At 57.4% G+C, this 11,344-nt stretch carries 22 protein-coding genes; all 22 read left to right on the top strand.

The genetic code is table 11. The annotated features are described in order from the left end of the window. Positions 1–72 precede the first annotated feature (72 nt). The 22 genes from rpsJ to secY all read left to right on the top strand — a co-directional run bounded on the left by rpsJ (position 73) and on the right by secY (position 11,344). Positions 73–381: a 30S ribosomal protein S10 gene (gene rpsJ, locus BG455_RS08610; protein WP_071469578.1), complete on the top strand. Its 309-nt coding sequence runs from the start codon at positions 73–75 to the stop codon at positions 379–381. A gap of 12 nt (positions 382–393) precedes the next feature. After that, on the top strand, positions 394–1,230 hold the full coding sequence (gene rplC / locus BG455_RS08605; protein ID WP_071469577.1) for a 50S ribosomal protein L3: 837 nt from the start codon (positions 394–396) through the stop codon (positions 1,228–1,230). Position 1,231: 1 nt separating this feature from the next. Further along, complete coding sequence (rplD, locus tag BG455_RS08600) at positions 1,232–1,852, top strand: 50S ribosomal protein L4 (protein WP_071469576.1); 621 nt, start codon at positions 1,232–1,234, stop codon at positions 1,850–1,852. Continuing rightward, complete coding sequence (locus BG455_RS08595) at positions 1,849–2,145, top strand: 50S ribosomal protein L23 (RefSeq protein WP_071469575.1); 297 nt, start codon at positions 1,849–1,851, stop codon at positions 2,143–2,145. The genes rplD and BG455_RS08595 overlap by 4 nt, the downstream gene beginning before the upstream one ends. Positions 2,146–2,264: 119 nt before the next feature. Beyond that, positions 2,265–3,104: a 50S ribosomal protein L2 gene (gene rplB, locus BG455_RS08590; RefSeq protein WP_071469574.1), complete on the top strand. Its 840-nt coding sequence runs from the start codon at positions 2,265–2,267 to the stop codon at positions 3,102–3,104. 3 nt (positions 3,105–3,107) lie between these two features. Continuing rightward, positions 3,108–3,386 carry a 30S ribosomal protein S19 gene (rpsS, locus tag BG455_RS08585; RefSeq protein WP_071469573.1) on the top strand — a complete coding sequence of 93 codons (279 nt, stop codon included), beginning with the start codon at positions 3,108–3,110 and terminating at the stop codon, positions 3,384–3,386. Between the two features lie 3 nt (positions 3,387–3,389). After that, positions 3,390–3,770, top strand: coding sequence for a 50S ribosomal protein L22 (gene rplV / locus BG455_RS08580; RefSeq protein WP_071469572.1), 381 nt, complete (start codon positions 3,390–3,392; stop codon positions 3,768–3,770). Continuing rightward, positions 3,770–4,471 carry a 30S ribosomal protein S3 gene (gene rpsC, locus BG455_RS08575; protein WP_071469571.1) on the top strand — a complete coding sequence of 234 codons (702 nt, stop codon included), beginning with the start codon at positions 3,770–3,772 and terminating at the stop codon, positions 4,469–4,471. The genes rplV and rpsC overlap by 1 nt, the downstream gene beginning before the upstream one ends. Before the next feature lie 21 nt (positions 4,472–4,492). Further along, complete coding sequence (gene rplP, locus BG455_RS08570; protein ID WP_071469570.1) at positions 4,493–4,906, top strand: 50S ribosomal protein L16; 414 nt, start codon at positions 4,493–4,495, stop codon at positions 4,904–4,906. 184 nt (positions 4,907–5,090) lie between these two features. Further along, positions 5,091–5,294, top strand: coding sequence for a 50S ribosomal protein L29 (rpmC, locus tag BG455_RS08565; protein WP_071469569.1), 204 nt, complete (start codon positions 5,091–5,093; stop codon positions 5,292–5,294). Positions 5,295–5,305: 11 nt separating this feature from the next. Then, a complete protein-coding gene (gene rpsQ / locus BG455_RS08560; RefSeq protein ID WP_071469568.1) occupies positions 5,306–5,545 on the top strand; it encodes a 30S ribosomal protein S17 in 240 nt (79 codons plus the stop codon). A 62-nt stretch (positions 5,546–5,607) separates the two neighbouring features. Further along, positions 5,608–5,976, top strand: a complete 369-nt coding sequence (rplN, locus tag BG455_RS08555; RefSeq protein WP_071469567.1) for a 50S ribosomal protein L14 — start codon at positions 5,608–5,610, stop codon at positions 5,974–5,976. After that, positions 5,976–6,281 (top strand): 50S ribosomal protein L24, encoded by a 306-nt coding sequence (rplX, locus tag BG455_RS08550; RefSeq protein ID WP_071469566.1) that lies wholly within the window; start codon positions 5,976–5,978, stop codon positions 6,279–6,281. The genes rplN and rplX overlap by 1 nt, the downstream gene beginning before the upstream one ends. Then, positions 6,281–6,841 carry a 50S ribosomal protein L5 gene (gene rplE / locus BG455_RS08545; protein WP_071469565.1) on the top strand — a complete coding sequence of 187 codons (561 nt, stop codon included), beginning with the start codon at positions 6,281–6,283 and terminating at the stop codon, positions 6,839–6,841. Before rplX ends, rplE begins: the two co-directional genes overlap by 1 nt. Positions 6,842–6,860: 19 nt before the next feature. Continuing rightward, the gene (rpsN, locus tag BG455_RS08540; RefSeq protein ID WP_071469564.1) at positions 6,861–7,166 is read left to right on the top strand and encodes a 30S ribosomal protein S14; all 306 of its coding nucleotides are present in this window, start codon (positions 6,861–6,863) and stop codon (positions 7,164–7,166) included. A 15-nt stretch (positions 7,167–7,181) separates the two neighbouring features. Next, a complete protein-coding gene (rpsH, locus tag BG455_RS08535; RefSeq protein WP_071469563.1) occupies positions 7,182–7,574 on the top strand; it encodes a 30S ribosomal protein S8 in 393 nt (130 codons plus the stop codon). Positions 7,575–7,585: 11 nt separating this feature from the next. Beyond that, positions 7,586–8,119, top strand: a complete 534-nt coding sequence (rplF, locus tag BG455_RS08530; protein WP_071469562.1) for a 50S ribosomal protein L6 — start codon at positions 7,586–7,588, stop codon at positions 8,117–8,119. Positions 8,120–8,130: 11 nt separating this feature from the next. Continuing rightward, positions 8,131–8,490 (top strand): 50S ribosomal protein L18, encoded by a 360-nt coding sequence (rplR, locus tag BG455_RS08525; protein ID WP_071469561.1) that lies wholly within the window; start codon positions 8,131–8,133, stop codon positions 8,488–8,490. A gap of 10 nt (positions 8,491–8,500) precedes the next feature. Next, on the top strand, positions 8,501–9,055 hold the full coding sequence (gene rpsE / locus BG455_RS08520; RefSeq protein ID WP_071469560.1) for a 30S ribosomal protein S5: 555 nt from the start codon (positions 8,501–8,503) through the stop codon (positions 9,053–9,055). A gap of 15 nt (positions 9,056–9,070) precedes the next feature. Then, positions 9,071–9,259, top strand: a complete 189-nt coding sequence (gene rpmD / locus BG455_RS08515) for a 50S ribosomal protein L30 (RefSeq protein WP_071469559.1) — start codon at positions 9,071–9,073, stop codon at positions 9,257–9,259. A gap of 114 nt (positions 9,260–9,373) precedes the next feature. Next, on the top strand, positions 9,374–9,865 hold the full coding sequence (rplO, locus tag BG455_RS08510; protein ID WP_071469558.1) for a 50S ribosomal protein L15: 492 nt from the start codon (positions 9,374–9,376) through the stop codon (positions 9,863–9,865). 105 nt (positions 9,866–9,970) lie between these two features. Then, on the top strand, positions 9,971–11,344 hold the full coding sequence (gene secY / locus BG455_RS08505) for a preprotein translocase subunit SecY (RefSeq protein ID WP_071469557.1): 1,374 nt from the start codon (positions 9,971–9,973) through the stop codon (positions 11,342–11,344).

The following is an 11,344-nucleotide window of genomic DNA, read 5'->3' as shown; positions in this document are numbered from 1 at the left end:
AAAATCATCGAGTAATCAAGCAGGTCGGATGCGTGGAACACCACGCATCCTCCCTTCTGAAGGAACAGCAAGATGCAAGGTCAGAATATCCGCATTCGGCTAAAGGCCTTCGATTACCGCGTACTGGATGCCAGCACGCAGGAAATCGTGAACACGGCCAAACGCACGGGTGCACAGGTGCGCGGACCGATCCCGCTGCCGAACAAGATTGAAAAGTTTACGGTTCTGCGTGGTCCGCATATCGACAAGAAGTCGCGCGACCAGTGGGAAATCCGCACGCATAAACGCCTTCTCGATATCGTCGATCCAACCCCCCAGACTGTGGACGCGCTGATGAAGCTCGACCTCGCTGCGGGTGTTGATGTCGAGATCAAAGTTTAAGGAGCCAGGACAATGCGCTCTGGAGTTATCGCAAAGAAGCTGGGCATGACCCGGTTGTTCATGGAGGACGGGCGGCAAGTTCCCGTGACTGTCCTTCAGCTGGACGGGTTGCAGGTTGTGGCCCAACGCACTGCGGACAAGGACGGCTACACCGCTGTCCAGCTTGGCGCAGGTGCTGCAAAGGCAAAGCGCGTGCCCGCACCAATGCGTGGGCATTTCGCAAAGGCCAATGTTGCGCCCAAGCGCAAGCTGGCCGAGTTCCGCGTCAGTGCCGAGAACCTGATCGAAGTCGGTGAAGAAATCACGGCTGACCATTATTTTGAAGGTCAGTTTGTCGATGTCGCCGGCACCTCGATCGGTAAGGGTTTTGCAGGGGCAATGAAGCGCCACAACTTCGGCGGCCTTCGGGCGTCGCATGGTGTGTCGATCAGCCACCGCTCGCACGGCTCGACCGGGCAGTGTCAGGACCCTGGCAAGGTGTTCAAAGGCAAGAAAATGGCTGGTCACATGGGTGCTGCCCGCGTGACAACGCAGAACCTTCAGGTCGTCAAGACCGACAGCGACCGCGGCCTGATCATGGTCAAGGGTGCTGTGCCGGGTTCTCGTGGGGGTTGGGTGACGATCAAGGATGCGGTGAAAAAGCCCTTCCCTGAAAACGCCATTCTGCCTGCTGCGCTGAGATCCGCCGCTGACGCTGCGCGCAAGGCTGCTGAGGAAGCTGCCGCTGCTGCTGCTGCCGAGGAAGAAGCCGCACGTCAGGCTGCGCTGGAAGCTGAAGCCGCCGAGCAGGAAGCTGCTCTGGAACAGGCCGAAGCTTCTATCGAAGCCGATAAGAAGGAAGGCGAGTGAGATGAAACTCGACGTTGTCAATCTACAGGCAGGCAATGCCGGCGAGATCGAGCTGAACGAGGCCATCTTTGGCCTTGAGCCGCGCGCCGACATCCTGCACCGCGTGGTGCGCTGGCAGCGGGCGAAAGCCCAGGCTGGCACTCACAAGGTCAAGACCCGCTCGGAAACCAGCTACTCGACCAAGAAGATCTACCGCCAGAAGGGCACAGGTGGCGCACGCCATGGTGACCGGAATGCGCCGATCTTCCGCAAAGGTGGTGTCTACAAGGGGCCAACCCCGCGCAGCCACGCTTTTGATCTGCCCAAGAAAGTCCGTGCGCTGGGTTTGCGCATGGCGCTTTCGGCGAAAGCAGGCAGCGGCAAGCTGATCGTTCTGGACACAACAGAGATGGCGGAAGCCAAGACCTCTGTTCTGGCAAAGGCGGCCAAGGAGCTGGGCTGGAAAAAGGCGCTGATCATCGACGGGGCAGAGGTGAACGAGAATTTCGCCCGCGCCGCACGCAACCTTGAAGGGGTTGATGTGTTGTCGTCGATGGGGGCCAATGTTTATGACATCCTGCGCCGTGACACTCTGGTGATCACACGCGCCGGACTTGAAGCACTGGAGGCTCGGTTAGCATGAGCGCACAGGCGAAGCATTACGACGTGATCCGCAAGCCGGTCATCACCGAGAAGGCCACGATGGTTTCTGAAGCCAATGCCGTGGTGTTCGAAGTGGCGATCGACGCGAACAAGCCCCAGATCAAGGATGCTGTTGAAGCGATCTTTGGTGTGAAGGTCAAAGCGGTGAACACGACCATTACCAAAGGCAAGGTCAAGCGGTTCAAGGGCATGCCCGGACGCCGCAAGGACGTAAAGAAAGCATATGTCACCCTCGAAGAGGGAAATGCTATCGACGTCTCGACAGGGCTTTGATAAAGGACTGAACGACTCAGCGGCCCCGTTGTATTCGGGGCCGCTGGTTATTTGGCGTTATCGCGCCGGATTGACTGAAACCGGACCAATTGGTCCAGAGCACACGGAAGACAGAAAGCATGGCACTCAAGTCGTATAAACCGACGACGCCTGGCCAGCGTGGGCTGGTTCTGATCGACCGTTCGGAGCTTTGGAAAGGTCGCCCGGTCAAGGCCCTCACAGAAGGCTTGACCAAATCGGGTGGTCGGAACAACACCGGACGGATCACTGCACGCCGCATCGGCGGTGGCGCAAAGCGTCTTTATCGCATCGTGGATTTCAAGCGCTCGAAGCTTGACGTTCCGGCTGTTGTGGAGCGGATCGAATATGACCCGAACCGCACCGCCTTTATCGCCCTGATCAAATATGAAGATGGCGAGCAGGCCTATATTCTGGCCCCTCAGCGTCTGGCGATTGGTGACAAGGTCATCGCGTCCGCGAAAGCAGACGTAAAGCCCGGCAATGCAATGCCCTTCTCGGGCATGCCCATCGGGACGATCGTACACAATATCGAAATGAAGCCCGGCAAGGGCGGCCAGATCGCGCGCGCCGCAGGCACCTATGCGCAGTTCGTAGGTCGCGATGGCGGCTATGCACAGATCCGCTTGTCTTCGGGCGAGTTGCGTCTGGTGCGTCAGGAATGTTTCGCAACTGTGGGCGCTGTGTCCAACCCCGACAATTCCAACCAGAATTTCGGCAAGGCTGGTCGCACACGTCATCAGGGCAAACGTCCATCGGTTCGCGGTGTCGCAATGAACCCGATCGATCACCCGCATGGTGGTGGTGAAGGTCGGACCTCGGGTGGCCGTACGCCGGTTACACCTTGGGGTAAAGACACCAAGGGTCGCAAGACGCGCTCGAACAAGCAGACCGATCAGTATATTCTGCGGTCACGTCACGCGAAGAAGAAGGGTCGCTAATCCATGGCACGTTCAGTTTGGAAGGGCCCTTTCGTTGACGCTTACGTCTTGAAAAAGGCGGAGAAGTCGCGCGAGTCGGGTCGCAATGAAGTTATCAAAATCTGGTCACGCCGTTCGACCATTCTGCCCCAGTTCGTGGGGCTGACATTCGGTGTGTACAATGGCAAGAAGCATATTCCTGTCAATGTGACCGAGGACATGATCGGCCAGAAGTTCGGTGAGTATTCGCCGACGCGGACCTATTACGGTCACGCAGCCGACAAAAAAGCGAAACGGAAATAAGCCATGGGTAAAGAGACAAATCCGCGCCGCGTGGCCGAAAACGAGGCCATGGCCAAGACACGCATGCTGCGCACATCGCCGCAGAAGCTGAACCTTGTCGCGGCCATGATCCGCGGCAAGAAGGTGGACAAGGCCCTGACGGACCTGACCTTCTCGAAAAAGCGCATTGCAGGCGACGTCAAGAAATGCCTGCAATCGGCGATTGCCAATGCTGAAAACAACCACGGGCTGGACGTTGACGGTCTGGTTGTCGCGGAAGCTTGGGTTGGCAAGAACCTTGTCATGAAGCGCGGTCGTCCGCGTGCGCGTGGCCGGTTCGGCAAGATCATGAAGCCGTTTTCAGAGCTGACCATCAAGGTTCGCCAGGTCGAGGAGCAAGCATAATGGGTCAGAAGGTCAATCCGATTGGCATGCGCCTACAGGTTAACCGTACCTGGGACAGCCGCTGGTTCGCTGAAAGCAAAGACTATGGCAATCTGCTGCTCGAGGATCTGAAGATCCGCGACTTCATCAATGAAGAATGCAAGCAGGCTGGCATCAGCCGTGTGATCATCGAGCGTCCGCACAAGAAATGCCGCGTCACGATCCACACAGCACGCCCCGGTGTGATCATTGGCAAGAAAGGCGCGGATATCGAGACGCTGCGCAAGAAGCTTGCCAACCTCACCGATTCGGACCTGCACCTCAACATCGTTGAAGTGCGCAAGCCCGAGCTGGACGCACAGCTGGTTGCTGAAAGCATCTGCCAGCAGCTGGAGCGCCGTGTCAGCTTCCGCCGTGCGATGAAGCGTTCGGTTCAGAACGCAATGCGCATGGGCGCGCTTGGCATCCGTGTCAATCTGGCCGGTCGTCTGGGCGGTGCAGAAATTGCGCGGACAGAATGGTACCGTGAGGGTCGCGTTCCGCTGCACACGCTGCGCGCAGATATCGACCACGCGCATTCCGAGGCGAAAACCGCCTACGGGATCATCGGTGTCAAGGTCTGGATCTTCAAGGGCGAGATCATGGAACATGATCCACAAGCCCGTGACCGCCGGCATCAGGAACTTCAGGACAGTGGCGGCGCTCAGCGCCCGCGTCGCTGATCCGACTGAAGGAGAGACACCATGTTGCAACCAAAACGGACGAAGTTCCGCAAACAGCACAAAGGCCGCATTCATGGCGAAGCAAAGGGCGGGTTTGACCTGAACTTTGGCAGCTATGGGCTGAAAGCGATCGAGCCAGAGCGTATCACTGCGCGCCAGATCGAAGCTGCACGCCGTGCCATGACGCGCCACATGAAGCGTCAGGGCCGTGTGTGGATCCGCATCTTCCCTGATGTGCCTGTCACATCGAAGCCCACCGAAGTGCGGATGGGTAAAGGTAAAGGTTCGGTCGATTTCTGGGCGGCCAAGGTCAAGCCCGGTCGCGTGATGTTCGAGATTGATGGCGTGAATGACGCCACAGCCCGCGAAGCATTGCGTCTGGCCGCGATGAAGCTGCCTATCAAGACCCGCGTCGTTGCACGCGAAGACTGGTAAGCACGACGCGCCTGTTAAAATCCTATGTCCCGGCCTGATACAGGTCGGGACATATTCTTTTCGGCAAGATGCTTGCCATTCGGGCGTATCCGGCCTATAGGACGCGCTCATCCATCTCCGCTGGGAATCAGGGTGACCCTTTTACGGGGGGCTCTCCAGTGAATGTTGACTGAAGGAAAAGGCCATGAACGCCGAAGAACTGCGTAACAAAACACCGGATCAGCTGCGTGACGAACTGGTGTCGCTGAAGAAGGAGGCGTTTAACCTGCGCTTCCAAAAGGCGACGAACCAGCTGGACAACACAGCGCGCATCCGCAAAGTCCGTCGTGACGCTGCCCGCGTATCGACGATCCTCAACGAAAAAGCCCGCGTCGCGGCGGCGAATTAAGGAGCCAGGCCATGCCCAAACGCATTTTGCAAGGCAAGGTGACGAGCGATAAGAATGAACAGACCGTAACGGTTCTGGTCGAGCGCCGCTTCACGCACCCGATGATGAAGAAAACGGTTCGTAGCACGAAGAAATATCGCGCGCATGATCCGCTGAACCAGTTCAAGGTTGGTGACACTGTTCGCATCGTCGAATGTGCGCCTATCTCGAAAACCAAACGCTGGGAAGTTCTGGTCGACGCGCAAGCGTAAACTAGGGCTTTTCAGTCTTATCGAAACCCTGGGCATGATGCCCAAAGGTCGGGAGAAACCTAATGATCCAGATGCAGACCAATCTGGATGTAGCTGATAACTCTGGCGCACGCCGGGTTCAGTGCATCAAGGTCCTCGGTGGGTCCAAGCGGCGCTATGCGTCCGTGGGCGACATCATCGTTGTATCGGTCAAGGAAGCAATTCCTAAAGGCCGTGTGAAAAAAGGCGACGTGCGTAAAGCTGTCGTCGTGCGTACCGCAAAAGAAGTGCGGCGCGAAGATGGCACCGCCATCCGTTTCGACCGCAATGCGGCCGTCATCCTGAATAACGCTGGCGAGCCTGTCGGTACCCGTATCTTCGGGCCGGTTGTGCGCGAGCTGCGCGCGAAGAACTTCATGAAGATCATCTCGCTCGCGCCGGAGGTGCTGTAATGGCTGCAAAACTCAAAAAAGGTGACAAGGTCATCGTTCTTGCAGGCAAGGACAAAGGCAAGACAGGCGAGATTGATCGCGTCATGCCTGCCGATAACAAGGCTGTTGTGAACGGCATCAACATCTCGATCCGTCACACCAAGCAGTCCCAGCAAAGCCAGGGTGGCCGTTTGCCACAGGCAATGCCCATCGCGCTGTCGAACCTCGCTCTGGTCGATGGCAATGGCAAGGCAACGCGCGTCGGCTTCCGCATGGAAGACGACAAGAAAGTGCGTTACGCCAAGACAACCGGGGAGGCGATCTGATGCTTGACGTCGCAAACTACACGCCTCGTTTGCGGACCGTCTACAAAGACGTTGTTCGCCCGGCGATGAAAGAAGAATTCGGCTACAAGAACGACATGATGATCCCGAAGCTCGATAAAATCGTGCTGAACATGGGCATCGGTGAAGCCGTAAAAGACAGCAAGAAGATCAAATCGGCACAGGCCGATCTGACCGCAATTGCTGGCCAGAAAGCCGTGATCACCAAGGCACGCAACTCGATCGCCGGTTTCCGCGTTCGGGAAGAAATGCCGCTGGGTGTGAAAGTCACCCTGCGCGGTGAGCGGATGTATGAATTCCTTGACCGTCTGATCACTGTCGCCCTGCCGCGCGTGCGCGACTTCCGCGGTGTGAAAGGCTCGTCTTTTGATGGCAATGGCAACTATGCCATGGGCATCAAGGAACATATCGTTTTCCCCGAGATCAACTTCGACCAGATCGATGAGATGTGGGGGATGGACGTGATCATCTGCACCACCGCGAAGACCGACGCGGAAGCCAAGGCGCTGTTGAAAGCTTTCAACATGCCCTTCACAAGCTGACGCGAGAGGGAGAGATCAAATGGCTAAAAAAGCAATGGTCGAACGCGAGAAGAAGCGCCAGAAGCTGGTGGCGAAATACGCCACAAAGCGTGCTGAGCTGAAAGCTATCGCCGCCGACGCCGAACGCCCGATGGAAGAACGGTTCAAGGCGAACCTGAAACTGGCACAGCTGCCGCGCAACTCGTCCGAGACGCGCTTGCACAACCGCTGCCAGCTGACAGGCCGTCCGAAAGCGTACTATCGCAAACTGAAACTTTCGCGGATCGCGTTGCGTGATCTGGCCTCCAAGGGTCAGATTCCGGGCATGGTCAAGTCGAGCTGGTAAGGAGATCGCAAAATGATGAACGATCCTCTCGGCGATATGCTGACCCGTATTCGCAACGCGCAGATGCGCGGCAAATCCACTGTCCGCACACCGGCCTCCAAGCTTCGCGCCTGGGTTCTGGATGTGCTGAAAGACGAAGGCTACATCCGTGGCTACGAGCATGCGACTTCGGACGCTGGTCACCCCGAACTGGAAATCTCGCTGAAATATGCAGATGGCCAGCCAGTGATCCGCGAACTCAAGCGTATCTCAACCCCCGGTCGCCGCGTCTATTCCGGTGTTCGTGAAATTCCACAGATCCGCAACGGTCTTGGTATTTCGGTGGTCTCGACACCCAAGGGTGTCATGTCCGACGCAAGCGCACGCGCAGCCAATGTTGGTGGCGAAGTGCTCTGCCGTGTATTCTGAGGAGGGCTGAGATGTCTCGTATTGGCAAAAAGCCTGTCGAACTGCCATCAAGCGTTTCGGCTCAGGTTAAAGGGCAGACCATCGAGGTCAAAGGTCCAAAAGGCACCCGCAGCTTCACCGCAGGTGACGATGTGGATATCATCCTTGAAGGCAATGTGGTCTCGATCAAGCCGCGTGGCCTGTCCAAGCGTGCGCGCCAGCAGTGGGGCATGACCCGCTCGATGGTGGCGAATCTTGCACAGGGCGTGACAGACGGGTTCAAGAAAGAACTTGAACTGGTCGGCGTTGGTTACCGTGCTGCGATGCAGGGCAAAGACCTGAAACTGTCGCTGGGTTACAGCCACGAAGTGATCTTCACAGTGCCCGAGGGCATTTCTGTTACGGTTCCGAAACAGACCGAGATCATTGTCGAGGGCATGGACCAGCAGGCCGTTGGCGAATGTGCTGCAAATATCCGCAAGTGGCGTGCGCCCGAGCCTTACAAAGGCAAGGGTATCCGCTACAAGGACGAATATATCTTCCGTAAGGAAGGCAAGAAGAAGTAAGGGCGCGACAGATGGCGAACACAAAGCAAAAGCTGTTCCAGAAACGCCGCTTGCGCGTACGGAACAAGATCAAGAAAACGGCCAACGGGCGTCCGCGCCTTTCGGTTCACCGTTCCAACAAGAACATCAGCGTTCAGCTGATCGACGATGCGAACGGCGTAACACTGGCCTCGGCCTCGACGCTCGAAAAGGATTTCGGGTTGGTGGGCATCAACAACAAGGACGCTGCCACCAAGATTGGCGCCGCGATTGCCGAACGTGCGAAAGCCGCCGGCGTCGAGGAATGCTATTTCGACCGCGGTGGATTTCACTTTCACGGGAAGGTAAAGGCTTTGGCCGATGCAGCCCGTGAAGGCGGCCTGAAGTTCTGAGGAGACGATTATGGCAGAAAGAGAAAACCGCCGGGACCGCCGCGAGCGCGACGAAAACCCGGAATTCGCCGATCGTCTGGTCGCGATCAACCGCGTGTCGAAAACCGTAAAAGGCGGCAAACGCTTCGGCTTTGCAGCACTTGTTGTGGTTGGCGACCAGCGCGGGCGTGTGGGCTTCGGCAAGGGCAAGGCGAAAGAAGTGCCCGAGGCGATCCGCAAGGCAACCGAGCAGGCCAAGCGCCAGATGATCCGTGTGCCGCTGCGCGATGGCCGTACGCTGCATCATGACATCGAAGGGCGTCATGGCGCGGGCAAGGTGATCATGCGCACAGCCGTACCGGGGACTGGCATCATTGCCGGTGGTCCAATGCGTGCCGTGTTCGAGATGCTGGGCTTGCAGGATGTGGTGGCAAAGTCGCAAGGCAGCCAGAACCCCTATAATATGGTTCGGGCAACTTTTGACGCGCTGCGCGCATCGTCCAGCCCTCGTCAGGTGGCACAGCGTCGTGGCAAGAAGGTTGCGGATATTCTGCGCAAACCCGAAGCCGAAACAGTCGACGCATAAGGGGAGCACAGAATCATGGCAAAAACCATCGTGGTCAAACAGATCGGCTCGCCGATCCGTCGCCCCGCAGTCCAGCGCGCAACCCTGAAGGGGTTGGGGCTGAACAAAATGCACCGTACACGCGAACTGGAAGATACACCTTCCGTGCGCGGCATGGTCAACTCGATCTCGCATATGGTGCAGATCATTGAAGAGCGCGGCTGAATAGAATAATTCCAGCGGCCCCGGACTTGATCCGGGGCCTCTTGTCCGACATTTACAACGCCGCGTTGCCCTGATCCGTCGCTGGCAGGGTGTTCCGGCAAAAGGAGAAGCGACATGAAACTGAATGAACTTCGTGACAATGCAGGCGCCACCAAAAAGCGCATGCGCGTTGGTCGCGGTCCCGGCTCTGGCAAGGGCAAAATGGGTGGCCGCGGGATCAAGGGTCAGAACTCGCGTTCTGGTGTGGCGATCAAGTCCTACGAAGGCGGTCAGATGCCTTTGTACATGCGTCTGCCAAAGCGTGGCTTCAACAAGCCAAACCGCAAGGCTTTTGCTGTCGTCAACCTTGGCCTGATCGAGAAATTCATCACCGAAGGCAAGCTGGACGCCAGCAACCTCATCACCGAAGATGCGCTGATCGCATCCGGTCTGGTGCGTCGCAAGCTGGATGGCGTGCGCGTTCTGGCGAAGGGCGAGATCACGACGAAAGTTTCCTTGCAGGTCACTGGTGCCTCGAAATCAGCGGTTGATGCTGTAGAAAAAGCTGGCGGTTCTATCGAGATCCTCGCTCCTGTGGCGAAAAAGGAAGAGGCGGCAGCCGAATAATGGTTGTGAGCGGCGTCTTCGCCGCTTACATCATCCGCATACGGGATTTCGCGCCGCCGACCGTACCCCGGTTTGGCGGCGCTGACATGACAGAGAGAGACGCGCATGGCATCTGCTTCTGATTCACTTGCGACCAACACTGGGTGGGGCGCGCTGGCGAAAGCCACGGATTTGCGCCGCCGCATCTTTTTTGCGCTCGGGCTTCTGATTGTTTATCGAATCGGGACATATATTCCTGTGCCGGGCATCGATGGTCTGGCACTGCGTGAATTTATGGATGAGGCAGCGGCCGGTATCGGTGGCATGCTCAACATGTTCACAGGCGGCGCAATCAGCCGCATGGGTATTTTTGCCCTTGGCATCATGCCCTATATTTCCGCAGCCATTATCGTGCAGTTGGTTGGTGCCATGTACGAGCCTTGGAAACAGCTCAAGAAAGAAGGCGAGATGGGGCGGCGCAAGCTGAACCAGTATACGCGCTATCTGACTGTTATTCTGGCGACGGGCCAATCTTACGGGCTTGCCGTGTCGTTGGAAGCGGGCGATCTTGCAACCGATCCGGGCTGGTTTTTCCGCTCGGCTGTGGTGATTACGCTTGTGGGCGGCACCATGTTCCTGATGTGGCTGGGCGAGCAGATCACCGAGCGCGGCATCGGCAACGGTATCTCGTTGATCATCTTTGTGGGCATCATCGCCGAATTGCCAGCGGCACTTGCGCAATTCCTCAGCCAGGGACGGACTGGTGACATCTCTCCCGCAGTGATCGTCGGGGTTATCATTATGGTGATTGCGGTGATCGCCTTCGTGGTGTTCATGGAACGCGCGATCCGCAAGATCACCATTCAATACCCGCGGCGTCAGGTTGGTATGAAAGTGTTTGACGGCGGTGCGTCGCATCTGCCGATCAAGGTGAACCCCGCCAATGTGATTCCCGCCATCTTCGCGTCATCGCTGTTGCTGTTGCCGACCACGGTCGCGACCTTCTCTGGCAATTCGCAAAGCGAATTTATGGCGACGGTGCTGGCCTATTTCGGGCCGGGGCAGCCTGCCTATCTGGCATTCTTCACGGCGATGATCATCTTTTTCACATTCTTCTACACCACGAATGTGGCCTTCAAGACCGAAGATGTGGCCGATAACCTGAAAAACCAGAACGGGTTTATTCCCGGTATTCGTCCGGGCAAGCGCACTGAAGAGTATCTGGACTATGTGGTCCACCGGATTGTCACTGTCGGCGCGATCTATCTGGCGGCTGTGTGTTTGCTTCCCGAAATCCTGCGCGGCCAGCTTGCCATCCCGTTCTATTTTGGCGGTACTTCGGTTCTGATTGTTGTGTCGGTGACGATGGACACGATCAACCGTGTTCAGTCGCATCTAGTCGCGCATCAGTATGAGGGGCTTTTGGAGAAGTCGCAGCTTCGCGGCAAGGGCCGCAAAAAGGGGCCAGCGGGCAAACCAAAAGCACCCGCGCGCCGCTGA

Source organism: Roseinatronobacter thiooxidans (genome assembly GCF_001870675.1).
GTDB lineage: Bacteria > Pseudomonadota > Alphaproteobacteria > Rhodobacterales > Rhodobacteraceae > Roseinatronobacter > Roseinatronobacter thiooxidans.
The sequence above is the reverse complement of the archived record's forward strand: the minus strand, read 5'-3'. Positions and strand labels throughout refer to the sequence as shown.